Raw genomic sequence first — 25,108 nt, forward strand, 5'->3', positions numbered from 1 at the left:
GGGTTCCAGGAACTACCTTACTTTGGAGTAAGATAGGCCCCAGCGAGATCTGACCAGCACCGCCCACCGTCGACGAGGCTGACGAAAATGACGAACACACTTCCACCCACCACAACGAGCGCCCGGGCCCGCGACAGCGCGGTCGGGCAGTTCAAGCACAAGCGATCCCTCACCGATATCGGCCTGGCGCTCATCACTCCGGTGGTCGGCCAGGAGTTCCTGGACCGCTATCACCTGCGCGATCCGCTCAACCGCGGCCTGAAATACGGTGTCAAGCAGGCATTCTCGACCGCCGGCGCCGCCACCCGCCAGTTCAAGCGAGTCCAGGGCATCGGTAAGGCGCCGACGCGGCTACGGCCAAGTGGCGCCGACTATTTCGACCTCACTCCCGACGACGATCAGAAGATGATCGTCGCGACGGTCGACGAGTTCGCCGAGGAGATCCTGCGCCCGGCCGCTCATGATGCCGACGACGCCGCCACCTATCCCCCGGACCTGATCGCCAAGGCCGCCGAGCTCGGGATCACCGCGATCAACATTCCCGAGGACTTCGACGGCATTGCCGAGCAGCGCACCACGGTCACCAACGCACTGGTGGCCGAGGCGCTGGCCTACGGCGACATGGGCCTGGCGCTGCCGATCCTGGCTCCCGGCGGTGTCGCGTCGGCGCTGACGCACTGGGGCAGTGCCGACCAGCAGGCCACCTATCTCAAAGAGTTCGCCGGCGAGAACGTGCCGCAGGCGTGTGTGGCGATCGCCGAGCCGCACGCCCTGTTCGACCCGACCGCACTGAAGACCACCGCGGTGCGCACCCCAAGCGGCTATCGCCTCGACGGGGTCAAGTCGCTGGTGCCGGCTGCCGCTGACGCCGAATTGTTCATCGTGGCAGCACAACTCAACGGCAGACCGGCGCTGTTCATCGTCGAGGCAGCCACGCCCGGCGTCTCGGTCACAGCCGATCCCAGCATGGGCATTCGCGCCGCCGCCCTCGGCCGCGTCGAATTGACCAAGGTCTCGGTGCCGCTGTCGGCGCGCCTGGGCGAAGAGGGACCAGAGGCCGACTACGCCCAGGCTTATTCCGAAGCAATCGCATTGTCGCGCTTGGGCTGGGCCGCGCTGGCCGTCGGCACCTCGCACGCCGTGCTCGACTACGTCATCCCCTATGTGAAGGAACGCGAAGCGTTCGGTGAGCCCATCGCTCGCCGCCAGGCCGTCGCCTTCATGTGCGCCAACATCGCCATCGAACTCGACGGCCTGCGGCTGATCACCTGGCGCGGCGCCGCGCGCGCAGAACGCGGCCTGCCGTTCGCACGCGAAGCCGCATTGGCCAAGAAGCTGGGTACCGACAAGGGCATGCAGATCGGCTTGGACGGTGTGCAGTTGCTCGGCGGTCACGGCTACACCAAGGAACACCCGGTCGAGCGCTGGTACCGCGATCTGCGGGCCATCGGCGTCGCCGAGGGTGTTGTCGTCCTGTAAACGTCACGGGTTAACGAACGGAAAAGACTGCCATGGCAATCAATCTCGAACTGCCGCGCAAGCTGGAAGCCGTGATCGAAAAGGCACACCAGGGCGCCGCGGAGATGTTGCGACCGATTTCGCGCAAGTACGACGTCGCCGAGCACGCCTATCCCATTGAGCTCGATACCCTCGCCACGCTGTTCGAGGGCATCTCGGAGGCCAACACGATCTCGTTCGCCGGCACGGAGGCCTTCCGTGACAGCGATGACGGGCCGAAGGGAAACATCAACGGCGGCAACATGTCCGCGTTGCTCAACGCCCTCGAGATCTCCTGGGGTGACATTGCTCTGCTGCTGTCCGTCCCCCGCCAGGGCCTCGGCAACGCCGCCATCTCGGGCGTCGCCACCGATGAGCAGCTGGAGCGGCTGGGCAAGAACGTCTGGGCCGCAATGGCGATCACCGAACCGTCGTTCGGATCCGACTCCGCGGCAGTGTCCACCACCGCGGTGCTCGACGGCGACGAGTACGTGATCAACGGCGAGAAGATCTTCGTCACCGCCGGTTCCCGGGCCACCCACATCGTGGTGTGGGCGACACTGGACAAGGCACTGGGCCGCGCGGCCATCAAGTCGTTCATCGTGCCGCGGGAACACCCCGGGGTCACCGTCGAGCGTCTCGAGAACAAGCTCGGCATCAAGGCCTCCGACACCGCGGTGATCCGCTTCGACAATGCGCGCATCCCCAAGGACAACCTGCTCGGCGACCCGGAGATCCACGTGGAGAAGGGTTTTGCCGGGGTCATGGAGACCTTCGACAACACCCGGCCGATCGTGGCGGCGATGGCCGTCGGCGTTGCCCGGGCCGCGCTCGAAGAACTCCGCACCATCCTGACCGAGGCGGGTGTGGAGATCTCCTACGACAAGCCCGCTCACGCCCAGAGCGCGCCCGCCGCGGAATTCCTTCGCATGGAGGCCGATTGGGAGGCCGGCTACTTGCTGACCGTGCGTTCGGCATGGCAAGCCGACAACGCGATCCCGAACTCCAAGGAAGCCTCGATGGGCAAGGCCAAGGCCGCCAGAGTGGCCAGCGACATCACCCTCAAGGCCGTCGAATTGGCCGGGACCGCAGGCTATTCCGAGCAAACCCTGCTGGAGAAGTGGGCCCGCGACTCGAAGATCCTCGACATCTTCGAAGGCACCCAGCAGATTCAGCAGCTGGTGGTGGCCCGCCGGCTACTCGGGCTGTCGTCGACCGAGCTCAAGTAGCCGCAGCGACGGCGGTCAGCTCCCGCTGGGTCTCGTCATCGAGTTCGATATCGGCGACGGCGAGGTTCTCGTCGAGGTGCCCGAGTGACGACGTACCCGGGATCAGAAGCACGTTGTCGGCGACGCCCAGCGTCCACGCCAGCGCGATCTGCGCCGGGGTGTGGCCCAGCCGTTCGGCGGCACCGGTGATCAGGTGGTGCGTCAGCACCGGGTTCACCTCGTGGAACGCCGACCCGAGCGGGAAGAACGGCACGAACGCGATACCGCGCGCGACGCACTCGTCGAGCACGGGCTGCGATGTGCGATCCACGAGGTTGAACGGGTTCTGCACGCAGACGATGTCGGTGAGCTCCAGCGCGTGCAGCAGCTGCTCGTGGGTGACATTGCTGAGCCCGATCCCGGCGATCAGCCCCTCGTCACGGGCGGTGATCATCGCCCCGAGCTGATCGGTGAACAGCGAATCGGCCTCGTTCTCCATCACCCGCAGGTTGACGGCGGCCAGCCGGTCCACGCCGAGCGTGCCCAGGTTCTCCTCGATGCCTGCCCGCAACTCGTCCGGCTGGTTGTAGGGCAGCCACGCGCCCTGGTCATCGCGGCGGGCGCCGACCTTGCTGACCAGGGCCAGGTTCTCGGGATAGGGATGCAGCGCCTCGCGGATCAGTTCGTTGGCCACGTTGGGGCCGTAGAACTGCGAGGTGTCGATGTGGTCGACGCCGGCATCGACGGCCCGGCGCAGGACGGCCAACGCCTGATCGTGGTCGCGCGGCGGTCCGAACACCCCCGGACCGGGAAGCTGCATGGCGCCGAATCCGACGCGGTGAACGTTGTAGCCGGCCAATGGGAAGCGTGTCATGGGATCATCCATTCGCTTTGAGGTCGAATTGTTTGACGTCAAACCATCTTGCTCGCGCGCTACGCTCCTTGTCAACCGAGGGAGGTGAAGCAACATTCCAAGCTCAGCACACGGCGACGAATCCCGTCAGCGTGCCGTCGAACTGGCGGACGCGTTCGGCCGCGCCGGCAAGACGCTCGTCCGGGCCCTCGACGAGCGACTCGGTGACCACGGGGTGTCGACCCCCCGCTCGAAGGTCCTCTTCGAGGTGAACCGCTGCGGGCCGGTCCGCCTCACCGACCTCGCCCGGGCGGTCGGCATCACCCAGGGCACCGCGTCGACCCTGATCGACGCGCTCGTGCGCGAGGGCCTTGTCGAACGGTGCGCCGACGACTCCGATCGCCGAGTGACCTTGCTACAGACCACCGCGACCGGCCGGCGCCAGGCTGAAACCTGGGCGACCGCCTACACCGCCGCCGCGCACGAGTTGTTTTCCATCCTGTCCGCCAAGGAGCAGCTGCTCCTCACCGACCTGCTGCAGCGGTTGGCGGATTCGGTCGGCGACTGACGCTCAACCCGCCGCGCGCACCTGGCACGGCACCCCGTTGACCACCTGGGTATTGCTCGGCACGTCAAGTAGATCCGGCGGATTGAGCAGATTCGAGTTGACGCCGGGATGCGCATTGGCGACCCCCAACCGGCTGCCCGGAACCCCGTGCCCCCACCCGTGCGGCAGCGACACCACCCCGGGCATCATCTCGTCGCTGATTTCGGTGGGTACCAATACCTTTCCCTCGGATGTGCTGACCTCGGCGAGGTCGCCGTGGGCCACCCCGATTCGCTCGGCGTCATCGGGATGGATCAGCAGCGTGCACCGGTCCCGGCCGCGCATCAACGCAGGCACATTGTGCAGCCACGAGTTGTTCGACCGCAGATGCCGCCGGCTGGTCAGCAGCAGCGAATCCTCGGGGCGGTCCAATCGCGCTCGCAGTCGCGGCACATCGTCGACGAAGAGGTCGTGCAGCAGCTCGACGGCGCCGGACGGCGTGGTCACCGCGTCGTCCAACCGGCCGTCCTGCAACTCCCCGAGCCGCAGTCCGTCGGGTTGGGCGCGGACGTCGTCGAGGGTCAACCCGCCGGGGTTGGCACCCAGTCCGTCCCCCCAGGGACCCAGCCTGACATAGAGATCGAAAATACGCTCGGGCCCTTGGCCTTTCAGCACGCCCATCACCTCGACCGGATCCCGCCCGGTCAGCGGAGTGCCGGGTTGCGCGCACATCGTGGCGACCAATCCGCCGGTGTACAGGTCGTCCATCGCGACGAGGTCGACGTCGGGCACCGGAGTGCCCAGCACCGCACCCGAAAGGCGCAGAAGCACTTCCCATTCCGACGGCCGGCCCGGATCTGGCGCGAAGACGGGTTCCGACCACTTCAGGCAGGATGCGACGGCGTACATCCAGTAAAGGTCGTCGGCGTGCGGGCGCTCCAGCGGTGAGAGCCCGGGGAAGATGACGTGGGCATGGCGAGTGGTCTCATTGAGCCAATTGTCCACGCAGATAAGCGCATCCAGCGAACTCAGCGCCTCGTCGATCCGGCCCGCCGCGGGTGCCGAGATCGCCGGGTTGCCCGCGACCGCGATCACGGCGCGCAACCGCCCCTCCCCAGGCGTGAGAATCTCCTCGGCCAGGCAGCTCACCGGGAATTGGCTCAGCACCTCGCCGATACCGCGGACCCGCGAGGTGAAACGGCCGAATTCCCAGCGGGGCCCGGTCTGATCGGGTGGCTTCATGAACATCGGCGAGTACACCGCCGGCGTCGGGAACACAGCTCCGCCACGCCGGTCCACCGCGCCCAACGCCGTGTTCAGCACGAACACCAACCAGGTGGCCAGCGTGCCGAACTCTTGCGTACACGCGCCGATTCTGCTGTAGAGCACGGGATTCGACGCCGACGCGAGATCGTGAGCCAATCGGCGGATCGTGGCAGCCGGGATCCCGCTGGGGCCTTCGACCGCCTCGGGCGTGAAGGGTTCGGCCAGCGCGATCACGCCAGCGAGGCCCTGCACGCGGCCGTCCAGGTGCGGATGGTCGCGCAGCAACCCCTCGGCGGCCAGCGTTCGCAGCAGCGCGAACAACAGGAGCGCATCGGTTCCGGGGCGGATCGGCACCCATTCGCCTGCGCGTTGCGCGGTCTCCGTGCGCCGCGGATCGATGACCACCACCCGGCCGCCGCGCTTGCGGATGCCGGCGAGGTGGCCCGTGACGTTGGGCGCCGAGAGCATCGACCCCTGCGATGCAGCCGGGTTGGCCCCGATGATCACCAGGTGGTCGGTGCGGGCCAGATCCGGAATTGGCGCGTTCCACATCCCGCCGAACACCAAGGTCCCGACGACATTGAGCGGCCACTGGTCGACGGTGCCCGGCGAGTAATACGCGCCCATCCCGGCGGCCGAGGCCATGCCGACCAGGGCGCCGATATACGAGCTCAAGCCCAGGTTGTGCGCCACCGGGTTACCGACATACACCGTCAAGGCCCGCGCGCCGTCACTGTCGAGCACCGGGCGCAGAACCCGCTCGGCCTCGGCGAAGGCCTCCTCCCAGGAGACCGCGATATGGGTTCCGTTGGCCTGCTTGATCATCGGTGATCGCAGCCGGTCGGGATCGTCGTGGATCTGGCCGAGGGCCGTTCCCTTGGGGCACAGGTGGCCCGCCGACCAGACGTCGTCGGGATTGCCGCGGATGTCGGTGACCCGATCGCCGTCGACGGTGACCTTCAGGCCGCACATGGCCTCGCACAGCGGGCAGGTCACCCGGTGGGTGATGAGATCTGCCTTATCCGACGACTGTCTGGACACCTGTCCATATTAGCCAGGCCACGGAGGCCCGCACAATGGTCAGGACCCGTCCCGGCCGGCGCGCCAGTCCCCGATGGCCGTCACGCGCCGGCGCTGCTGGGCGGCGGCCCCGCCGTCCAGGGGCCGGTCACGCTCCTCGAGGTAACCGATGACCCGCTCGCGATGCTCGACAGGATTGGCGTCGTCGTATTTGAACTTCGCCTCCACCCGGACCACAGCGAGCCGCGCACCGCGGATACCGGGCAGCATCCGGCCGTACGGGTCTTCCCCGACCGCGACGTCGGCGTGGCGTCCCTCGGGCTGAAAGTCACCCAGCTGGCTCCTCAGGATCTCGACCTTGCCCTGCGGGTCGTCGACAATCGTTGGACGGCAGACGAATTGGACTGAGGCGTAGTAACTGGTCGGCACGCCGTCTTCGTCGGGACCGCCGGCCTTGGCCCGCCAATAGGACGGGATGTAGGCGTAGTCGCCGATCACCGCCAGCCGCACCTCAGTCGCGGCTTCCAGATGCGGCCAGACCGGATTGGGCCGGGCCAGGTGGATGAGCAGCTCGTCGCCGGCCAGGGTGAAGTGGGTGGGTAGCAGCACGGGGGCCTGCGCGGGGTCCACGTTGTTCACCGCGAGCACCCCGAACCGGTCGGTGGAGGCCAGCCACTCCCGCCACTCGGCGGCATCCTGCGCGGCGTCCCACGGATGAATCAGCATGCTCCCTATTGCACCAGGGGATGCAAGAGGTTTACAGCTGCGCGTACACCGTCTTGGTCTGCAGGTAGCTTTCGATGCCCGCGCGGCCCCACTCGTAGCCCCAACCGGATTGTTTGTAACCACCGAAAGGCATCGCGTGGTCGAACACCATCTGACAGTTCAGAGTGACGGTGCCCGACTGGATGCGCTTGGCCAGCCGATGCGCGCGGGAGATGTCCTTGGTCCACACGGTGGCGGCGAGACCATAGTCGGAGTCGTTGGCCAGGGCGACCACTTCGTCGTCGTCATCGAACGGCAGGACCGCGACGACGGGCCCGAAGATCTCCTGCTGATACAGCCGCATCCCGGGGTCGACGTCGGTCAGCACAGTCGGGTGAACGAAGTATCCCCGGCGGTCGAGGCGGTGCCCCCCGGTCACCACCTCGACGCCGTCGCGCCTGCCCTCATCGATGAATCCCATGACGCGGTCCAGCTGCTTCTCACTGATCAGCGGCCCGATCAGGGCGTTCTCGTCCGTGGGTCCACCGAGCTGCACCGAGTTGGCCATGGTGGCCACCGATTCCACCACCTGGTCGTAGACCTTGCGGTGCGCGAAAATCCTTGAGCCGCAGATGCATCCCTGACCCGAGTGGATGAAGATCCCCATCGACGCCATCGTGGCGGCCATGGAAAGGTCGGCGTCGTCGTAGATCAACACCGGCGATTTCCCGCCGAGTTCCAGGGTGACGCGCTTGAGATTGCCGCCCGCGGCTTGCGCGATGCGCTTGCCGACCTCGGTGGATCCGGTGAACGCGATCTTGTCGACGCCGGGATGCTCGGACAGCGCCGCACCGGCCGTGTGCCCGTACCCGGTGACCAAGTTGACCACGCCCTCGGGGATCCCGGCCTGCTCCAGGATACGCATCAGCAGCAGCGCCGAAAGTGGTGTCTCCTCAGCGGGTTTGACCACGCTACTGCACCCGGCGGCCAGTGAGGGGGCGAGCTTGGCACAGAAATTGAAGATCGGCCCGTTCCACGGGAAGATCAGCCCGACCACACCGTAGGGCTCCTTGAGCGTGTAGGCGTGCATGTTGGAGAACGCCCCGGTGATACCGCCCGTCTGCTGCACGTCGTGGGCGATGCCTTCGACTTTGGTGCACCAGCCCGCGTAGTAGCGGAACATCTCGGCGCACGTCGCGGTGATCATGTTCGCCTGCATATACGGCATGCCGGTGTTGAACGAGTCGATCTCAGCCAGGTCGGCGGCATGCTCATCGATCAGATCGGCGATCCGCCACAACACTTTCGCGCGCTCATTGCCGGGCCTGCCCGACCACACGCCCGCTACGAAGCTGGCCCGGGCACGCGCTACCGCGTCGTCGACGGCGTCCACTCCGCCGTCGGCGAATTCGGCGATCGGCTCTTCGGTGGCCGGGTTGATGACCGTGATCCGCTCCCCGGTTCCGGGGCGTGCGGCGATCTCGTCCAGAACGGTCTGCAGCGTCATAGGTCTCCCCTGATTCAGGCGACGGGCGTGTAGGTCAGGTGCAGTTCGCTCAGGCCGCGAAGCAGGAACGTCGGCTCGTAGCGGTAGCGCCGGTCGCCGTCAGGACCGTGGTGGTTCTCGTCGATCGCGATATCGGTCATGCGGTCCAGCAGGCGATTCAGCGTGACCTTGGCCTCGACCCGAGCCAGCGGCGCACCGGCGCAGGTGTGAATGCCGCGGCCGAATGTGATGTGCTCGCGCACGTTCTTGCGGTCCAGGTGGAACTCATCGGGCCGGTCGAACTTACGAGGGTCCCGGTTGGCCGCCCCCAGGCACAGCATCAGCACGGTCCCGGCCTTGATGTCCACACCGCCCAGGTTGGTGGTCTTGCGCGCCAGCCGGAAGTCGACCTTCGTCGGACTCTCGATGCGCAGCGACTCTTCGATGAAGCTGCCGATCAACCCGCGATCCGCCCGCAGCTTGTCCTGGAGATCGGGACGTTCGGCCAGTACCCGAGTCGACGCGCTCAGCAGCTTCACGACAGTCTCCTGGCCCGCGGCGAACAGGAAAGTCGCCGCGCGGACCACGTCGACCACATCCGGTGTCGAGCCGTCCGGATAGGTCGCCGCCGCAAGGGAACTCAGCACATCCCCGCGCGGCTGCCGGCGCCGGTCGTCGATATAGCCGGTGAACTTGCCGTCCAACCATTCCAGCGGATTCACCGCCACGGGCGTGTGATCCAGTGCGCCGACCGCACTCCCGGGCTCCTTGCCCGCACCCAAGCTCTGGCGGAACTCCGCGCGGTCCTCGTCGGGCACACCCAGCAAGTCGGCGATCACCAAGGTGGCGAAGGGCTTGCCATACTCGCCGAGGAGCTCGCACTTCCCGTTGCCGATGAACTCGTCGAGTTGGCGATCGGCCAACTCCCACATGAAGTCTTCGTTCTCCTTGAGACGCGCGGGAGTCAGCAGGCGGCTCAGCAGCGACCGCGCCCGGGTGTGCTCGGGTGGGTCCATCACCACCATCATTTCGTTGATGGGAAACAGGTGCCGGTGCGCCTCGATCTGCTCGGAGATGTCGTCGCCCTCGGGGACGAACGGCAGGGGCGGGAACGGTCCGCCGATGGCGTTCACCGCAGAAAACGTCTCGTAGTCCTTGAAGGCCGCGACCGCCTCGTCGTAGCCGGTGACCGCCACGACCCCGTAGTTCGGCTCGCGGAACACCGGGTTCTGCCCGCGCAGGTAATCCAGATAGGCGTAGGGGTCCTGAGCGATGCCCTGGTCGGAAAAGTAGTCGGCTGTTGCCAGATCGGTCATTCTTGGCTCCCTTTCACGATGCTGATGGCTTGGCGCGGGCAGGCGGCCACCGCGGCCTCGACCTGATCGCGCAGCGCGTCCGGGGGTGACTCGAGACAGGTCGCCAGGTCGTCGGACCCGACATCGAACACCTCGGCAGCCAACTCGACGCACAGGGCATGGCCCTCGCACAGGTCCCGGTCGACCTGCACGCGCCAACGAGCCGCAGTCATCGAGCCCTCCCTCTCCTCGTTTTTGATCGATCGATCAAATTCTGATGCGTCATGCTTATCACGAGCGGGATCGTCTAGCCAAGTATTGAATTGTCCTGAGAGGATGGCCCGTATGGCGTCGACCGCGAAGACCAAAGAGAAGGACGCCGGCGCGCGTGAACGCCTGATGGAGGCGACCGCTCAGATCATGCTCGAAGAGGGGTACGCCGCCGCGACGTCCCGGCGTGTGGCGGCGCGTGCCGGAGTCCGATCCGCCCTGGTGTACTACTACTTTCCGACGATGGATGATTTGTTCGTCGCGGTGCTGCGATCGGGTTCCGACGCCTCACTGGGCCGGATGCGCCAGGCAATCACCGCCGACGAACCGTTGCGGGCCCTGTGGTCCATCAATACCGATCCACGCTGGACGGGCCTGTACACCGAATTCGTCGCGCTGGCCAATCACCGCAAGGTCATCAGCGCCGAACTCAAGGCCTACGCCGAGCGGGTCCGCGATATCGAAACCGCTGCTGCCACAGTGGCTCTGCGAGCACACGGCTTCGACATCAGCGAGTACCCGCCCGTGGCCGTCTCGATGCTCGTTGCACAGATCGCCCGCAGTCTGTGCAACGAGAGCGCCATCGGGATGACCGAGGGTCACGAGGAGATGCGAGAGCTGGTGGACCGCTTCCTGAATCGGTTCGCCTCGACCGAACAGGCGAAAGCTACTTGAGCATGCTCCCCGCGTCCACGGTCATCGTCAGACCGGTGACGTAGCGGGCCTCGTCAGAAGCCAGGAACAGCACCGCGTTACTGATGTCGACCGGCTCGACCCAGCCGATGGGCAGCACATGCATCATCTGCGCCACCACCGCCATATCGTCGGGCCCCGGGTTCTCCAGGTCCGGACGGAACAGCTTCATCGTGCCCTCGTTCAAGAACAGCGGGGTGTTGACGTTGGTGGGGTGCACCGTGTTCACCCGGATCGAGTGGTGTCCGAGTTCGACGGCGAAGGTGCGCATCAGTCCGACCACGCCGTGCTTGGCAGCGATGTAGTGGCCGGTATGCGGGTAGGCCTTCAGACCACCGACCGAACTGGTCAAGACGATCGACCCGCCGCGACCTGCCGAGATCAGATGCGGTACAGCCGCTTTCACAGTCTTCCAGACGCCGGAGAGATTGACGTCGATCATGTCGGTCCAGTCCGACTCACTGACGTGATCCAGCGTCTGACCACCATTGCCGATTCCCGCGTTGGCCACGATGATGTCCATACGGCCCAGCTGCTCGACTCCGCTGTCGACAGCGGCCTTGAGCGCGTCGTAGTCGCGGACATCGACCTCTGCGGTCACGATCCGTCGGTTGAGACCCTTGACCAGATCTGCCGTTTCGGCCAGATCATCCGGCGTCGCCGCGGGGATGTCGTCATTGCTGCTGATGCGTTTGCACACGTCGACGGCGATGATGTCGGCACCCTCCTGGGCCAACCGGATCGCGTGACTGCGGCCCTGGCCCCGCGCCGCACCGGTGATGAAAGCGACCTTGCCTTCGACTCTTCCAGCCATGAATTCCCTCGCCTCTCAGAATTTGATCGAGTGATCAAATTCTGACGTAGGCCCGACCACGGTGTCAAGGTCAGCGCATCGCGATGCGGATGTTCTTCACCTGGAGGAACTCGTGTAGGCCTTCGAGCCCACCTGTCCGTCCGAAGCCGCTCTGTTTGTAGCCGCCATACGGCCCCTGTGGCGCCATGTCACTGAACGTGTTGACCCAGACCGATCCCGATTCGAGTTGCCTGGCGACGCCATGAGCGCGAGCGAGATCGCGGGTGTGCACGAATGCATTCAGCCCATAGGCACTGTCATTGGCTATCGCCACGGCGTCGTCGGCGTCGCGGAATCTGATCACCGAGACCACCGGCCCGAATGTCTCGATCTGGGCCAGCTCCGACGCGTTGTCGACGTCACCGAACACCGTTGGCTCGATGTAATAGCCCGACGCCAACTCGCCACCGATGCGTCCGCCCCCGGTGAGCAACTCCCCCGACCCATGATCGACGGCGTCGCCGATAACAGACAGAATGCGGTCGACGGCACTCTCGGCGATCACCGGCCCGAAGGTAACGGCCGGATCCAGGGGATCCCCCACCTTCGCCTCGGAAATTCGGGCGAGGAATGCGTCAACGAATTCATCATAGATGTTGTCCTGCACCAGAATCCGGCTGGCACACGCGCAGCTCTGTCCTGACTGCATCAGCGGCCCTTGATGAGCCGCGAGCGCTGCCGCGGTCTGCAGGTCGGCGTCGTCGAACACGATGTTGGCCGACTTGCCGCCCAGTTCCGCCACCACGGGTGTGAGATTCGTTGTGGCAGCGGCGATGACCTTACGGGCGGTCACACCCCCGCCGGTGAAGTGCACCTTGCGAATCTCGGGGTGGCGGGCCAGCGCGTCACCACCCTCCGCGCCCGCAGGTACCACGTTGACGAGGCCAGGTGGCAGGCCCGCCTCGATGCACAGTTCACCGAACCGCAGCGCCGCCAGCGGTGCCAGCTCAGAAGGTTTGAAGACGACCGCGTTACCGGCAGCCAGCGCCGGCGCCACGCACGAGGCCGCGACGGCCAGTGCGCCGTTCCACGGTGCGATGACGGCCACCACACCGTAGGGTTCGCGTTCGATCAGGTTGATGTCGAATGAGCCGTTGACCGGGGTGCTGGCACCGTGCGGTTTGTCGACGTAACCGGCGTAGTGGCGCAGAAACCGTTCGAGCAGCAACGCGGTGCCCGCATACGAGATCGGTACGGCGTAGTCATGCACGTTGAGCTCGGCGAGTTCGCCGAGATGCGCGTGCACCACGTCGGCCAGATCGATCAGCAGGTCCCGCCTGCGATCCACGGTCAACGCCATCCAGGCGCGGTGCGCCTCCCATCCGTTGGCCACCGCACGATCGATCTCCTGCGGGCCCGCCAGCGAGACAACCACATTCGGCCGTCCGGTCGCAGGATAGATGTGGTCATGCGCACCCGCAGAGGACTGTCCGATCCGCTCGCCGCCGATCAACAGGCCGGCCGGTGAGATCACGATGCGCCCGCTTCGCTGCGCCACTCCTCGAGGACGCGTTGTTGCTGCTCGGTGATGACCTGATTGAGATGCGATGCCTTCGGCCAGCCGTAGTAAGCCGCGAAATGCAGCGCCAGTTCCTCCATTTCGGCGAAGGAGACATCGCGACTCTTCAGCGCCGCGTAGACGTGACTGATGATCGGGATGAGCGTGTCCTGGAACGCCACGCACGCGACCGTGATGAGCCTGCGTTCCTTCATGCCCAGCCCGGGGCGAAGCCACATCTCGCCGAACACGAAGTTCAGGATTCCGGCACCCGAGTAGGGGTTGTCCCGGACGGGTGCGTACGGAATGCAGTTGATGTCCTTGAACGACTGCTCGCCGACCAGCAGCCGGCCCTCCGGATCACTCGGTGTGATCAACGGCAGCAACGGCTCTGGTGGCGGTGGCGTCTGCCCCCGGTCGGCGTGGATCCGCTCCCACTGTTCGTCGACGAGCATGTTGAACCACGACGCCTTGGGCCACCCGGCGTATACCGCGAAATGCAGTACCGTTTCCCGCATCTCGGCGATCGACACATCGCCACTGTTGAGGGCGGCATACACGTGATCGCGCAGCGGCGCCTCGGCATCGGCCGCTGCCACACACGCCAGGGTGACGAATCGTCGATCGCGCCGGCTCAGCGCGGGGCGCGACCAGATCTCGCCGTACACGAAGTCGATCAGCCCGCTGCCCGCCGGAGTGTCGTCCTGCGGCGCAGGGAATGTCATCACCTCGGCGAACGACTGCCTACCGCGTTCGCGGCGGTCGCTGTCGATCGCGGTCATCGGATGGTGACCCCGGCGTCGACCTTGAGCTCGGTGCCGGTCACGTAGCGCGATTCGTCGGAGACCAGGTAGAGCACCGCATTGCTGATGTCGATCGCCTCGACCATCACCACCGGCAGCGCATTGAGGAAGATCGGGACGAGGTCTGGCCTGCCCTCACCGAGCACCTGGTGCAGCGACTCGGGCCGCATACCCGTCTCGACACCGGTCGGGTGCACGGTATTGACCCGAACATTCACCGCGGCAAGTTCATTGGCGAGCGCCCTGCTCAGTCCGACGACGCCGTGTTTGGCGGCCGTGTACGGAAGGTGCAACGGGGTGCCCTTCAGCCCGGCCGCCGAGCTGATGTTGACCAGGCTCCCGCCGTGCGTGACCAGGTGCGGCAGCGCCGCGGCACAGGTGTTCCAGGTCCCGATCAGGTTGACGTCCAACACCGTTCGCCACTGCTCAGGCGTGGTGGCGTCCCAGGCCCCTACCGTGAGCACGCCCGCATTGGACACCGCCGCGTCCAGACCGCCGAGTTGCTCGACGCCGTAGTTGACGGCGTCGGCCAGCGCGGCGGCATCACGCACATCGACGACGTAGCGGACGGCGCGGCGGTTGTGTTTCTCGACCAGTCGGGCCGTCTCGTCCAGCTCTTCCCGCGTCGCCAGCGGATACTCCACCTCGGGCAGCGATTCGCAGATGTCGACCAGAATCAGGTCAGCACCCTCTTCGGCCAGCCGCACGGCGTGACTACGGCCCATCCCCCGCGCTGCGCCGGTGATCAGAACCCGCTTGCCGGCCACCCGCCCTGTCGGTTGCGTCATCTCTCTCCTAGAGCTTGTTGGTGAAGCCGGCGTCGACCGGGAAGGTCACCCCGGTGACGAACTTGGCCTCGTCGCTGACCAGGTAGGCGATCGCGGCGCTGATGTCCTCGGGCTCGAGCATGTCGATCGGCATCGGATTCTGCAGATGCGGGCCGCCACCGGGATAGTTCTCGAGGAAGGCGACCATCGCGGGATTGACGGCCATCATCGTGCGCACGGCCGTCGGATGCACCGTGTTGACCCGAATGCTCTCCGGGGCAAGCGCATTCGCCAGTGTTCGCATCAGGCCGACGAGGCCGTGCTTGGACGCCGCATAGCCCAGACCGCCGCCCTGCACACCGCCGAATCCGCGCAGCCCCGCCGTCGAGCTCGTGAACACGATGGACCCGCCGCGCCCTCCGGCGATCAGATGCGGGATAGCGGCCTTGGCGGTGTGGAAAGCGCCGACGAGGTTAACGCCCAGGACGTCGTTCCACTGCTCGAGGTCTTCCTCGATCGTCAACTCGCGAAAGGCCATTGCGGCGATCCCAGCGTTGGCACACACGATGTCCAGACGTCCGAAGTGTTCCACGCCGCCGTCCAGGGCGGATTTCAGCGCGTGGAAGTCACGCACATCGGCGACCGCGGCAATCATCTTGCCGCCCTTGGCCTCAACGAGTTCGACAGTCTCGTCCAACTCGCCACGGCTGGCCATCGGATAGCCGTTGGAGGCGATGTCGGCGCAGATGTCCACGCCGATGATGTCAGCGCCGTCGGCGGCCAGCCGAACGGCATGGCTTCGCCCCTGGCCGCGCGCAACACCGGTGATGAACGCGACCTTGCCGTCCAGAGAGCCCATATTCCTGCCTTCCCCGCAGTGCACAGTAACCGTGTTACTGCGGTACAGTAACCGCGTTACTCATCGACGGCAAGGGCATTCGTGGACAGCGCTGAGAAGACCACCGGCACCGCGGTCGGCACCCGCGACCGGATCCTCGACATCGTCGTCGACATCCTGGAAAACGAGGGGTACGACGCCGTTCAGCTCCGCGAGGTCGCACGCCGGTCGCGGACCTCGCTTGCCACGATCTACAAGCGCTATCCCACTCGTGACCATCTGATCCTGGCCGCGCTCGAATCCTGGATGGACGAGCATCGCTACGCGGGCTTGGCGCGGCAACACCACGAGCCCGGTGAGTCGATCTACGACGGGTTGATGCGCGTGCTGGGCACCATCTTCGAGCCGTGGGAACGGCATCCCGAGATGCTGAAGGCCTACTACCGCTCGCGGGCGTCGACCGGACGCGAACTCGTTCTCGATCGCGGCCTCGACAGCGTCATCCCCGCCGCGATGGAGGTACTGGGCGGCGTCGACGAAAGCTTCGTCGCCGATCTCGACAGCGTGGTGGCCACCTTGGTCTTCGGACTCTCCGGACGCTTCGCCGCCGGCGAGATCGCCATCACCGACATCCTGCCCACCATCGAACGAACGGTCCGGTGGTTCACCACCGGGTATGAGGCGACCCGCAACTAGTCCAGCGACACGGGTCTACGGTCGTGCCTATGGATTCCTTCACCGCACTGCTGGCGCGTCAGGATGGCGATCAGATCACCACTGCGATCGAGACACTCGACGCGGGTGATCTGCCACCCGGCAACGTCACGATCCGCGTCGCCTATTCCAGTGTCAACTACAAGGACGCACTGGCACTGACTCCCCGCGGCGGCGTGGTCCGGCAGTACCCGATCGTGCCGGGCATCGACCTCACCGGTGAGGTCGTGGAGTCGGGGTCCCCTGAATTCGCCGTGGGAGACCAGGTTTTGGCGCACGGCTATGACATCGGCACCGGACACCACGGCGGTTACGCCGAGTACGTCCGGCTGCCCGCCGAACAGATCGTCGCGCTCGGCAAGTTGACCCCGCGGGAGGGTGCGGCGATCGGCACCGCCGGCTTCACCGCCGCGATGAGCGTGGAAGCGCTGATCTCCCACGGCATCACACCGCAGGATGGTCCGATCGTGGTGACGGGCGCGACCGGCGGCGTGGGATCTGTGAGCGTCGACATCCTCGCCGCGGCCGGCTACCAGGTGGTCGCCTCCACCGGCAAAGCGCAAGCGGCAGAACATCTCAGGGCCTTGGGCGCCGCGGAGGTGATCGGGCGCCTGCCCGAGGATCCCGACGCCAAGCCGCGCCCACTGGGCAAGACCCGCTGGGCCGGTGCGGTCGACTGTGTCGGCGGGGCCACCCTGGCCGACGTCATCAGCACGCTCAAATACGGCGGCGCGGTGGCGGCCAGCGGCCTGACCGGTGGGCCCGGACTCAGCACAACGGTCATGCCGTTCATCCTGCGGGGCGTCTCGCTGCTGGGCATCGATTCGGTGCAGCTGCCGATCGCCACACGCCGCGGGCTGTGGCAGCGGCTCGGTGGCGATCTGAAACCGCGTCACCTGCACGACGTCACCCACGAGGTCGACGTCAAGGACGTCGTCGCGGTCATCGACCAGGTACGCGCCGGGACGTACTCCGGCCGCGCGGTGGTGCGCGTCGCCGGCGGCTTTTAGCCGCACAACAACGAAAGCGGGCCGCCGGCAGATGCCGACGGCCCGCTGTTCGTTGAACTGTTAGGCGGCGCCCAGGTACTTCTGCAGGTCGGGCTTCATCGCCTGAAGCTCGCGACCCCAGTAGGCCCAGTTGTGGGTGCCGTTGTCGGGGAAGTTGAACACACCGTTCTTACCGCCCGCGGCGAGGTAGTTGTCGCGGAAGGTGATGTTGGTGCGAATGGTCAGGCCCTCCAGGAAGGTGGCAGGCAGGTCGCCGCCACCCAGCTCGTTGGGCTGGCCGTTGCCGCAGTAGATCCAGATGCGGGTGTTGTTGGCGACGATCGCGGGGATCTGCACCATCGGGTCGTTGCGCTTCCAGCCGCTGTTCGGGTCCTGCGTCGGGCCCCACATGTCGTTGGCCTTAAAGCCACCCGCATCACCCATGGAGAGGTTGATCAGGAACGGCCACTGGCCTTCAGACGGGTTCAGGAAGCCCGACATCGAACCGGCGTAGATGAACTGCTGCGGGTGGTACACCGACAGGATCAGCGAGGCCGAGCCGGCCATCGACAGACCGATCGCGGCGCTACCGGTGGACTTGACCTCCCGGTTGGCGGCCAGCCACTGCGGCAGCTCGCTCGTCAGGAAGGTCTCCCACTTGTAGGTCTGGCAGCCGGTCTTGCCGCACGCCGGCGAGTACCAGTCCGCGTAGAAGCTGGACTGCCCGCCGACCGGCATGACGATCGACAGACCGGACTGGTAGTACCACTCGAACGCCTGGGTGTTGATGTCCCAGCCGTTGAAGTCGTCCTGAGCACGCAGGCCGTCGAGGAGGTAGACCGCAGGAGAGTTCGGGCCACCGCTCTGGAACTGGATCTTGATGTCGTGGCCCATCGAGGGCGACGGAACCATCAGGTATTCCACGGGCAGGCCGGGGCGCGAGAACGCGCCCGCAGTAGCGGAACCGCCCACGAGGCCGATCAAGCCCGGAAGCGCCGCCGTCACGACCGCGGCGACCGCGAATCGGCGCGACCATCCGCGCACCTTGTTGAACAAGGAAGTCACAAATCCACCCAGCTTTCTATGGACCCCGAGTACTCGGATTGCAGAGTTGAGTAAAACATGTCGTCTCGAACCTGTGAAAGTCCGCCACGTTACACATTCGTGATTCCGGCCTTGTCAGCGGGGCAAACGAAAACTAATGTCACTTTTAGTTTTCCGCACGCCCGCACCTCGACGCCGATCTCGGGAGCTCCCATGGAATCCTTCACTCACCTGCGCAAAGGCACGACCCCGCGGCGGCTGCACGCCGATCTCGACGGCCTCAAGGACGATGAACTGGGCCGAGGTGGATTCACCGGCCGGACCGCCAATATCTACCGACGCAACGATCCGACCACATTTCGGGCGACCGGCCCGTTACGCCCGCTCGACGTGCTGTCCAGCGAGCTCAAACCAGGCGACCTGACCGACCCGGCCGGGGCGCCGCTGTTGCTGTTCTCCAACCCTGATTGCCGCATCTCCCTGAGCCGGCGCGAGGCGGCCATGCCGTTCTACGTGCGCTATATCGACGGCGACCTGCTCTGCTTCGTGCACGAGGGCACCGGAGCGCTGGAAACGGAATTCGGCCCGCTGTCCTACCGCACCGGCGACTGGATCTACATCCCGAAGGCGTGCACGTGGCGTCAGACGCCGTCCTCGGCAAGCACGTGGCTGATCATCGAGGCCACCGACGAGTTCCGGGTGCCACCGGCGGGGCCGCTCGGCAGGCACTGGCCCTTCGACCCGTCGCAGGCCGTGATCCCCGACCCCGCGCCCAGCACCGAGGGTCCGCACAACAACGGTGAATATGAGGTGCGGCTGTATCACCGGCCGATCGACGGCATCGAGACGACGACACTGATCTATCCGCACAACCCGATCGACGTCGAGGGCTGGCGCGGCGACAACTACGCGTTCACGTTCAACGTCGACGACTACAACGTGATCACCTCCGACAGCGTGCACCTGCCGCCGATGGTCCATCTGTTCATGGAGGCCACGGGCGTCTACGTCTGCAACTTCCTGCCCAAGCCGGCCGAATCGGTGCCCGGCACCGAACGCACGCCCTGGTATCACCGCAACGTCGACTTCGACGAGATCGCGTTCTTCCACGGCGGCTCCCTCTACGGCATCCCGATGCCACCGGGGCTGATCAGTCATGCCCCGCAGGGCGTGCACCACGGCGCCCCGGAGAAGGCGCGAGAACGAGCCCGACGCAAGTTCGACGATTTCGACAAAGTGGATTGGAAGGTCATCGCCATCGACACCCGCAAGCGGTTGGTTCCCTCACCGGAAGTTCTTGCCAACGATCTGGGGCAACACTGATGGTCACCCCGGTCAAGCGTGCCTACGAGCGCATTCCGTATCTGATTGCCTACCAGAACAATTCGGCTGTCCGCGATGTGTACGGCGGGGTGGCCGAGCTGGTCGTACTGGAAAGCTACCTGCTCAAGCCGACCACCCCGTCAGACACCGTGCTGGTATTCATGCACCCGATCGGCGGGGGCGCCTACCTTCCGATGATCAACGCGCTGGCGCGCGCGGGCCATCACGTCATCTACTGCAACAGCCGGTTCCGCGGCACCGACTCGGCACTGCTGATGGAGAAGGTGGTCGAGGATCTCGGCGAGTGCATCAAGGATGCCAAGAATCGGCTCGGGTACTCCAAGGTCGTGCTGGCGGGCTGGAGCGGCGGCGGCTCACTGTCGGTGTTCTATCAACAACAGGCACAGAACCCGACGATCACGGCCAGCCCGTCGGGTGACGGGCCCGATCTGACCAAGCTGGGCCTGCTGCCCGCCGACGGCATCATGCTGCTGGCCGCCCACATCAGCAGGCACGGCACGATGACCGAGTGGATGGACGCCTCGATCCTCGACGAGAGCGACCCGACCAAACGAGATCCCGAACTCGACCTGTACAACCCGGACAACCCCAACCAGCCGCCGTATACGCAGGAGTTCTTGGAGCGTTATCACGAGGCGCAGGTGGCCCGTAACCGGCGGATCACCAAGTGGGTCAAAGAAAAACTGGCCGAGCTGAAGGCAGCCGGTCGTCCCGACGACGAGTTCTCGTTCGTCGTGCACGGCACCATGGCCGACCCGCGCTGGCTCGATCCGACCGTCGACCCCAACGAACGCAAACCCGGCACCTGCTACCTGGGCGACCCGCAGGTGGTCAACATGAGCCCGGTCGGACTGGCACGGTTCTGCACGCTGCGCAGCTGGCTGTCACAGTGGAGCTATGACGACGCCAATGGTGACGCCGTGAAAGCCGGGCCCGATATCGCGGTGCCGGCGCTGGTGATCGGCAACCTCGCCGACGATGCCTGCACGCCCAGCCACACCCGTCGGCTGTTCGAGGCGATCGGGCATCCTGACAAGGAGATGCACGAGATTCCCGGCGCAAACCACTACTACTCCGGGCCCGACCAGAAGGAGACGCTGCGGCAGGCGGTCAGCATCGCCACCGACTGGCTGGTTCGACACGACTTCGCAAAGGCAGACGCATGACAACTGGCCCCTTGGACGGCATTCGCGTCATCGAGGTCGGCACGCTGATCTCGGGACCGTTCGCGGGCCGGCTGCTGGGCGATATGGGCGCCGAGGTGATCAAGATCGAGCCGCCGGGCGCGCCCGACCCGCTGCGCACCTGGGGGCAGGCCGAACTCGACGGCCACCACTTCTTCTGGACGGTGCACGCACGCAACAAGAAGGCCGTCACCCTCAACCTGCGCGAGGACCGCGGCCGTGAGCTGTTCCTCGATCTGGTCGAACGCTCCGACGTCATCGTGGAAAACTTCCGGCCCGGCACGCTGGAGAAGTGGGGTCTGGGTTACGACGTTCTGCGCGAACGTAATCGGGGCATCATCCTGGTCCGGGTGTCCGGTTACGGGCAGACCGGGCCGGAGGCCAAGAAGGCCGGCTACGCATCGGTCGCCGAGGCCGCCAGCGGGCTGCGCCACATGAACGGCTTCCCCGGCGGTCCCCCGCCCCGGCTGGCGCTCTCACTCGGCGACAGCCTGGCCGGGATGTTCGCCGCCCAGGGCGCATTGGCCGCGCTGTACCGCCGCACCGTGACCGGTGAGGGGCAGATCGTCGATGCGGCGCTGACCGAATCCTGTCTGGCCGTGCAGGAGTCGACGATCCCCGACTACGACATCGGCGGTGTGGTCCGCGGACCCTCGGGTACGCGGCTGGAAGGTATCGCCCCGTCCAACATCTATCGCAGCGCCGACGGCAGCTGGGTGGTGATCGCCGCCAACCAGGACACCGTGTTCCGGCGGCTCTGCGCGGCGATGGATCAGCCTGAGCTCGCCGACGACGACCGATTCGTCAATCATGTTGCGCGGGGCCGTAATCAGGACGAGCTCGACAAGATCATCGGCGACTGGGCGGCGGCCCGCGAACCAGCCGACATCATCAGCACACTGAGCGAGGCCGGTGTCATCAGCGGCCCGATCAATACCGTCGCCGAGGTCGTCACCGACCCGCAACTGGTGTCGCGCGGCATGATCGCCGATCACTGGGACGAGCGCATCGGCCGCAACGTCAAGGGGTGCGGCGTGGTCCCGGTGCTGTCCGAGTCGCCGGGCACCATCCGGTCGGCGGGCTCGTCGCGACCCGGCCAGCACAACACCGAGATCTACGCCGATCTGCTGGGCCTGCCTGCCGAGGAGATCGCCGACCTCGAATCCAAGGGGGTGCTATGACCGAGCTGCCCGCACACGTCACGATCCGCGAGGTCGCCCTGCGTGACGGCCTTCAGATCGAAGAACCAATTCCGTTGTCGGCCAAGCTGGAACTGCTGGCCGCCATCGCCGCCACCGGCGTCCGCGAAGTGGAGGCGACGGCCTTCGTCTCCCCGTCGAAGGTGCCCGCGCTGGCCGACGCGGCCGAGTTCGCCGCGCACCTGAGCGACTACCCCGATATCGACTTCTCCGCGCTGGTGGCCAGTCCCAACGGCGCCAAGCGCGCCATCGCGGCCGGCCTGCGGTCGCTCGAATACGTCGTGTCGGCCGCCGACGCGCACAGCAAGGCCAACGTCGGACGGAGCAGCGCAGAGGCCACCGCGCAGATCGCCGAGATCGTGGCGATCGCCCACGATTCCGGTGTCAGCGTCGAGGTGATCATCGCCACCGCGTGGGATTGCCCGTTCGACGGTCCGACGCCGCCGCAGCGCGTGCTCGACATCGTCGACGCCGCATGCCAATTCGGTGCCGACCGGCTGGCGATCGCCGACACCATCGGCACCACCACTCCGGGGCGGGTCACCTCACTGATGAACCGGGTGAAACCCCGCATCGGCGACCTGCCGCTGGGCGCCCACTTCCACAACACCCGGGGCTCCGGGCTGGCCAGCGCGTACGCCGCGGTGGCGGCCGGGGTGAACCGGCTGGACTCCTCGGTCGGCGGCCTCGGCGGGTGCCCCTTCGCACCCGGCGCCAGCGGCAACATCGCCACCGAAGACCTGGTGTACCTGTTGCGCGACAGTGGGATTGCCGTCGACGTCGATTTGGAGGCCGCGATCCGCGCCGCTGCCGTCGCACGTTCGGTCATCGGCCACGACCTGCCCAGCGCGCTACTGCGGGCCGGCGACCGAATCCTGAACTGAGCGAACGCCATGGAGTCGACCCGAGTGGATCGGTGGTTGTGGGCGGTTCGGCTGACGAAGACCCGACCGGACGCGGCGGCGGCGTGCCGAGGTGGGCACGTCCGGGTCAATGACCGGGTGGCCAAGTCCTCGACCGCGGTATCGCCCGGTGACCAGGTGCGCGCCCGTGTCGGCGACACGACGCGGATTGTCGAAGTGGTCCGGGTCTTTCAGAAGCGGGTCGGCGCCGCCGATGCCGTCACCTGCTACCTGGACCGCACGCCCGCCCCGCCCCCGACGGCGTCCGTGCCGGTGGCCGCCCGCGATCGCGGCGCGGGGCGTCCGACCAAACGCGACCGCCGCGTCCTGGACAAGTGGCGCGCGAGCCAGGGCTGAGCGGCGCTACTTCCGCAGCGTGAACTGGCAGACGTCGGTGTAGGTCTTGCGGAACAGGTCCGCACACCCGGTGAGGTACCTCATGTAGCGCTCGTAGACCTCTTCGGACTGAATCGCGATCGCCTCGTCCCGGCGCGACTCGAGGGCGGCCGCCCAGAGGTCGAGGGTTTTGGCGTAGTGCTGTTCCAGTGATTGCACGAGATCGGTTGTGAAGCCTGCCTTTCCGGACAACTCGACCACCGCCTCACGTGTCGGCAGGTGGCCGCCGGGAAAGATCTCCACCGACAGGAACTTGAAGAATCGCAACAGGCTCATCGTGATCGGAAGCCCGCGCTCCTCCATCTGCGCGCGCGGGATCTGCATGATCGAGTGCAGCATCATCACGCCGTCGTCGGGCAGGGCGTCGTAGGCGAAGTCGAAGAACGCGGTGTAGCGGTCCGCCCCGAAGTGTTCGAAGGCCCCGATCGACACGATGCGGTCGACCGGTTCGTCGAACTGCTCCCACCCCTGCAGCAGCACGCGACGGCTGCGCTGGGTGTCCATCTCGGCGAAGGTTCGCTCGACATGCGCCCGCTGGTTGCGGCTCAGGGTCAGCCCGACGACGTTCACGTCGTACTTCTCGATCGCCCGGCGCATCGTCGCGCCCCATCCACAGCCAACGTCGAGCAGAGTCATTCCCGGCTGCAGGCCGAGTTTGCCCAACGACAGGTCGATCTTGGCCAACTGCGCTTCGTGCAGGGTGGCGTCGTCGCGCTCGAAGTATGCGCAGCTGTAGGTCTGCGTCGGATCGAGAAAGAGTCGGAAGAAGTCGTCCGAGAGGTCGTAGTGCGACTGCACGTCGTCGAAGTGCGGGTTCAGGACGGGCGTCTTGCTGAGTGCGTGTGACAAGGAAGGACCTTAGGGTTGGGCTGGATGTGCGCAGCTCCATCTGCTCAAGAGCCTCCCCGACTTTCTGGAGTGTACGCAACGCAGCTGAGAATCGTTGCCAGAAATGCTGTTGACGGCGTTGAGGCAGGTCACGACAGCTACCCCGGGCCGCGGCACTCTTGCCAATGACAAGAACGAAAAGTAACGTCAGCTTTAGTTTTTTCACCGGCGAGCGCGGGGGCCAACCATGGAACCGTCCAGCCGTCCGCATAACGCGGACGGGGCCAGTGACGGCCCGCGCGCCCTGAGCTCCAAGGGCCGCCAGACCCGCCAGGCCATTGAAGACGCCGCACGGAAACTGTTCGCCGAGCGCGGCTTCCACGGCACGACGCTCGGTGACATCACCTCAGCGGCAGGCCGGTCACCGGCGGTGTTCTATCGCTACTTCGACGACAAAGAGGATCTGCTGGCCGCGCTGGCCGGCTCCTTTCTGCACGACGTCGTGCTGCCCTCGGGGCTGCGCCTGCACCTGCCCGAATCCCCGGACGACACCCGGTTTTTCGTGACCGTCGTGACCGCCTATTGGGACATGTTCAAGCAGAGCATCGGGATCATGGTCGCGGTGGATCAGCTCGCCAACACCCAACCCCGCTTCGCCGTCCTGCAGAGTCAGTTCCGCCAGTTCGGCATCGACATCGTCTCGGCATCGGTGCTGCGCGCCCAGGAACACGGCTACGCGGCCGGCTTGCAGCCCGAACACACCGCGCTGGCGATCGCGTTGCTGTTCGAGCAGTTCACCACGGTGTGCCTGCGTCCCGACAGCGCCGGCCTCGGCCTGCGCCTGTCGGACGCCGAGGCCATCACAACCTTGTCCACCATTTGGAAGAAAACGCTCTACGGATTCTGACC

The 25,108-nt window shown here is 66.1% G+C and carries 25 protein-coding genes; 12 read left to right on the forward strand and 13 right to left on the reverse strand.

The genetic code is table 11. The annotated features are described in order from the left end of the window. Positions 1–87 precede the first annotated feature (87 nt). Both EV580_RS06920 and EV580_RS06925 read left to right on the forward strand, forming a co-directional pair. The gene (locus tag EV580_RS06920; RefSeq protein ID WP_133690311.1) at positions 88–1,479 is read left to right on the forward strand and encodes an acyl-CoA dehydrogenase family protein; all 1,392 of its coding nucleotides are present in this window, start codon (positions 88–90) and stop codon (positions 1,477–1,479) included. A gap of 32 nt (positions 1,480–1,511) precedes the next feature. Then, positions 1,512–2,726: an acyl-CoA dehydrogenase family protein gene (locus EV580_RS06925; RefSeq protein WP_133690312.1), complete on the forward strand. Its 1,215-nt coding sequence runs from the start codon at positions 1,512–1,514 to the stop codon at positions 2,724–2,726. Here EV580_RS06925 and EV580_RS06930 read toward each other — a convergent pair. Continuing rightward, the gene (locus EV580_RS06930; RefSeq protein ID WP_133690313.1) at positions 2,719–3,579 is read right to left on the reverse strand and encodes an oxidoreductase; all 861 of its coding nucleotides are present in this window, start codon (positions 3,577–3,579) and stop codon (positions 2,719–2,721) included. The two genes, EV580_RS06925 and EV580_RS06930, sit on opposite strands and share 8 nt — an antisense overlap. Positions 3,580–3,793: 214 nt before the next feature. Between EV580_RS06930 and EV580_RS06935 the strand changes: the two genes are divergently transcribed. Next, positions 3,794–4,126 (forward strand): MarR family winged helix-turn-helix transcriptional regulator, encoded by a 333-nt coding sequence (locus EV580_RS06935; protein ID WP_286171477.1) that lies wholly within the window; start codon positions 3,794–3,796, stop codon positions 4,124–4,126. Positions 4,127–4,129: 3 nt separating this feature from the next. Here EV580_RS06935 and EV580_RS06940 read toward each other — a convergent pair whose 3' ends face one another. From EV580_RS06940 to EV580_RS06960, 5 genes are all read right to left on the reverse strand, one after another. Beyond that, entirely contained in the window at positions 4,130–6,379 is a 2,250-nt protein-coding gene (locus tag EV580_RS06940; RefSeq protein WP_133691075.1) for a molybdopterin-dependent oxidoreductase, read from the reverse strand. A 72-nt stretch (positions 6,380–6,451) separates the two neighbouring features. Next, positions 6,452–7,117, reverse strand: coding sequence for an FMN-binding negative transcriptional regulator (locus EV580_RS06945; protein WP_133690315.1), 666 nt, complete (start codon positions 7,115–7,117; stop codon positions 6,452–6,454). 31 nt (positions 7,118–7,148) lie between these two features. Next, on the reverse strand, positions 7,149–8,603 hold the full coding sequence (locus EV580_RS06950) for an aldehyde dehydrogenase family protein (protein WP_133690316.1): 1,455 nt from the start codon (positions 8,601–8,603) through the stop codon (positions 7,149–7,151). A 14-nt stretch (positions 8,604–8,617) separates the two neighbouring features. Continuing rightward, the gene (locus EV580_RS06955; RefSeq protein WP_133690317.1) at positions 8,618–9,898 is read right to left on the reverse strand and encodes a cytochrome P450; all 1,281 of its coding nucleotides are present in this window, start codon (positions 9,896–9,898) and stop codon (positions 8,618–8,620) included. Next, the gene (locus EV580_RS06960) at positions 9,895–10,110 is read right to left on the reverse strand and encodes a ferredoxin (RefSeq protein WP_133690318.1); all 216 of its coding nucleotides are present in this window, start codon (positions 10,108–10,110) and stop codon (positions 9,895–9,897) included. Before EV580_RS06960 ends, EV580_RS06955 begins: the two co-directional genes overlap by 4 nt. Before the next feature lie 112 nt (positions 10,111–10,222). Here EV580_RS06960 and EV580_RS06965 point away from each other — a divergent pair, with 112 nt between their 5' ends. Then, on the forward strand, positions 10,223–10,822 hold the full coding sequence (locus EV580_RS06965) for a TetR/AcrR family transcriptional regulator (protein ID WP_133690319.1): 600 nt from the start codon (positions 10,223–10,225) through the stop codon (positions 10,820–10,822). Here EV580_RS06965 and EV580_RS06970 read toward each other — a convergent pair. The 5 genes from EV580_RS06970 to EV580_RS06990 form a co-directional block, all read right to left on the reverse strand. Then, positions 10,815–11,654 carry a mycofactocin-coupled SDR family oxidoreductase gene (locus EV580_RS06970; RefSeq protein ID WP_133690320.1) on the reverse strand — a complete coding sequence of 280 codons (840 nt, stop codon included), beginning with the start codon at positions 11,652–11,654 and terminating at the stop codon, positions 10,815–10,817. The genes EV580_RS06965 and EV580_RS06970 overlap by 8 nt on opposite strands. A gap of 70 nt (positions 11,655–11,724) precedes the next feature. Further along, the gene (locus EV580_RS06975) at positions 11,725–13,191 is read right to left on the reverse strand and encodes an aldehyde dehydrogenase family protein (protein WP_286171478.1); all 1,467 of its coding nucleotides are present in this window, start codon (positions 13,189–13,191) and stop codon (positions 11,725–11,727) included. Then, positions 13,164–13,973, reverse strand: a complete 810-nt coding sequence (locus EV580_RS06980; protein WP_133690322.1) for a carboxymuconolactone decarboxylase family protein — start codon at positions 13,971–13,973, stop codon at positions 13,164–13,166. Before EV580_RS06980 ends, EV580_RS06975 begins: the two co-directional genes overlap by 28 nt. Next, positions 13,970–14,782, reverse strand: coding sequence for a mycofactocin-coupled SDR family oxidoreductase (locus EV580_RS06985; protein ID WP_133690323.1), 813 nt, complete (start codon positions 14,780–14,782; stop codon positions 13,970–13,972). Before EV580_RS06985 ends, EV580_RS06980 begins: the two co-directional genes overlap by 4 nt. A 7-nt stretch (positions 14,783–14,789) precedes the next feature. Beyond that, positions 14,790–15,620, reverse strand: coding sequence for a mycofactocin-coupled SDR family oxidoreductase (locus EV580_RS06990; protein ID WP_133690324.1), 831 nt, complete (start codon positions 15,618–15,620; stop codon positions 14,790–14,792). 81 nt (positions 15,621–15,701) lie between these two features. Between EV580_RS06990 and EV580_RS06995 the strand changes: the two genes are divergently transcribed. Continuing rightward, positions 15,702–16,295: a TetR/AcrR family transcriptional regulator gene (locus tag EV580_RS06995; protein ID WP_133690325.1), complete on the forward strand. Its 594-nt coding sequence runs from the start codon at positions 15,702–15,704 to the stop codon at positions 16,293–16,295. 29 nt (positions 16,296–16,324) lie between these two features. After that, entirely contained in the window at positions 16,325–17,323 is a 999-nt protein-coding gene (locus EV580_RS07000; protein ID WP_133690326.1) for an oxidoreductase, read from the forward strand. 60 nt (positions 17,324–17,383) lie between these two features. Here the strand turns inward: EV580_RS07000 and EV580_RS07005 are convergent, their stop codons facing one another. Further along, positions 17,384–18,367 (reverse strand): esterase family protein, encoded by a 984-nt coding sequence (locus EV580_RS07005; RefSeq protein WP_166654601.1) that lies wholly within the window; start codon positions 18,365–18,367, stop codon positions 17,384–17,386. Between the two features lie 192 nt (positions 18,368–18,559). Here EV580_RS07005 and EV580_RS07010 point away from each other — a divergent pair, with 192 nt between their 5' ends. From EV580_RS07010 to EV580_RS07030, 5 genes are read left to right on the forward strand one after another with little or no spacing between them, the layout of a single operon-like run. Continuing rightward, positions 18,560–19,669 carry a homogentisate 1,2-dioxygenase gene (locus tag EV580_RS07010; RefSeq protein WP_133690327.1) on the forward strand — a complete coding sequence of 370 codons (1,110 nt, stop codon included), beginning with the start codon at positions 18,560–18,562 and terminating at the stop codon, positions 19,667–19,669. Beyond that, a complete protein-coding gene (locus EV580_RS07015) occupies positions 19,669–20,856 on the forward strand; it encodes an alpha/beta hydrolase family protein (RefSeq protein ID WP_133690328.1) in 1,188 nt (395 codons plus the stop codon). The genes EV580_RS07010 and EV580_RS07015 overlap by 1 nt, the downstream gene beginning before the upstream one ends. Continuing rightward, a complete protein-coding gene (locus EV580_RS07020; protein ID WP_133690329.1) occupies positions 20,853–22,055 on the forward strand; it encodes a CaiB/BaiF CoA transferase family protein in 1,203 nt (400 codons plus the stop codon). The genes EV580_RS07015 and EV580_RS07020 overlap by 4 nt, the downstream gene beginning before the upstream one ends. Continuing rightward, positions 22,052–22,957 (forward strand): hydroxymethylglutaryl-CoA lyase, encoded by a 906-nt coding sequence (locus EV580_RS07025; RefSeq protein ID WP_133690330.1) that lies wholly within the window; start codon positions 22,052–22,054, stop codon positions 22,955–22,957. Before EV580_RS07020 ends, EV580_RS07025 begins: the two co-directional genes overlap by 4 nt. 9 nt (positions 22,958–22,966) lie before the next feature. Then, a complete protein-coding gene (locus EV580_RS07030) occupies positions 22,967–23,332 on the forward strand; it encodes an RNA-binding S4 domain-containing protein (RefSeq protein WP_133690331.1) in 366 nt (121 codons plus the stop codon). Positions 23,333–23,338: 6 nt separating this feature from the next. Here the strand turns inward: EV580_RS07030 and EV580_RS07035 are convergent, their stop codons facing one another. Then, positions 23,339–24,220, reverse strand: a complete 882-nt coding sequence (locus EV580_RS07035; protein ID WP_183502474.1) for a cyclopropane mycolic acid synthase family methyltransferase — start codon at positions 24,218–24,220, stop codon at positions 23,339–23,341. 226 nt (positions 24,221–24,446) lie between these two features. Between EV580_RS07035 and EV580_RS07040 the strand changes: the two genes are divergently transcribed. Next, positions 24,447–25,106, forward strand: a complete 660-nt coding sequence (locus EV580_RS07040) for a TetR/AcrR family transcriptional regulator (RefSeq protein ID WP_183502476.1) — start codon at positions 24,447–24,449, stop codon at positions 25,104–25,106. Positions 25,107–25,108: the final 2 nt, after the last annotated feature.

Source organism: Mycobacterium sp. BK086 (assembly GCA_004362315.1).
Taxonomy (GTDB): Bacteria; Actinomycetota; Actinomycetes; order Mycobacteriales; family Mycobacteriaceae; genus Mycobacterium.

Coding starts and splice junctions, on each gene's coding strand:
- EV580_RS06920 (WP_133690311.1), top strand. CDS start 88: ATGACGAACACACTTCCACCCACCACAACGAGCGCCCGGGCCCGCGAC.
- EV580_RS06925 (WP_133690312.1), top strand. CDS start 1,512: ATGGCAATCAATCTCGAACTGCCGCGCAAGCTGGAAGCCGTGATCGAA.
- EV580_RS06930 (WP_133690313.1), bottom strand. CDS start 3,579: ATGACACGCTTCCCATTGGCCGGCTACAACGTTCACCGCGTCGGATTC.
- EV580_RS06945 (WP_133690315.1), bottom strand. CDS start 7,117: ATGCTGATTCATCCGTGGGACGCCGCGCAGGATGCCGCCGAGTGGCGG.
- EV580_RS06950 (WP_133690316.1), bottom strand. CDS start 8,603: ATGACGCTGCAGACCGTTCTGGACGAGATCGCCGCACGCCCCGGAACC.
- EV580_RS06955 (WP_133690317.1), bottom strand. CDS start 9,898: ATGACCGATCTGGCAACAGCCGACTACTTTTCCGACCAGGGCATCGCT.
- EV580_RS06960 (WP_133690318.1), bottom strand. CDS start 10,110: ATGACTGCGGCTCGTTGGCGCGTGCAGGTCGACCGGGACCTGTGCGAG.
- EV580_RS06965 (WP_133690319.1), top strand. CDS start 10,223: ATGGCGTCGACCGCGAAGACCAAAGAGAAGGACGCCGGCGCGCGTGAA.
- EV580_RS06970 (WP_133690320.1), bottom strand. CDS start 11,654: ATGGCTGGAAGAGTCGAAGGCAAGGTCGCTTTCATCACCGGTGCGGCG.
- EV580_RS06980 (WP_133690322.1), bottom strand. CDS start 13,973: ATGACCGCGATCGACAGCGACCGCCGCGAACGCGGTAGGCAGTCGTTC.
- EV580_RS06985 (WP_133690323.1), bottom strand. CDS start 14,782: ATGACGCAACCGACAGGGCGGGTGGCCGGCAAGCGGGTTCTGATCACC.
- EV580_RS06990 (WP_133690324.1), bottom strand. CDS start 15,620: ATGGGCTCTCTGGACGGCAAGGTCGCGTTCATCACCGGTGTTGCGCGC.
- EV580_RS07000 (WP_133690326.1), top strand. CDS start 16,325: ATGGATTCCTTCACCGCACTGCTGGCGCGTCAGGATGGCGATCAGATC.
- EV580_RS07010 (WP_133690327.1), top strand. CDS start 18,560: ATGGAATCCTTCACTCACCTGCGCAAAGGCACGACCCCGCGGCGGCTG.
- EV580_RS07015 (WP_133690328.1), top strand. CDS start 19,669: ATGGTCACCCCGGTCAAGCGTGCCTACGAGCGCATTCCGTATCTGATT.
- EV580_RS07020 (WP_133690329.1), top strand. CDS start 20,853: ATGACAACTGGCCCCTTGGACGGCATTCGCGTCATCGAGGTCGGCACG.
- EV580_RS07025 (WP_133690330.1), top strand. CDS start 22,052: ATGACCGAGCTGCCCGCACACGTCACGATCCGCGAGGTCGCCCTGCGT.
- EV580_RS07030 (WP_133690331.1), top strand. CDS start 22,967: ATGGAGTCGACCCGAGTGGATCGGTGGTTGTGGGCGGTTCGGCTGACG.
- EV580_RS07040 (WP_183502476.1), top strand. CDS start 24,447: ATGGAACCGTCCAGCCGTCCGCATAACGCGGACGGGGCCAGTGACGGC.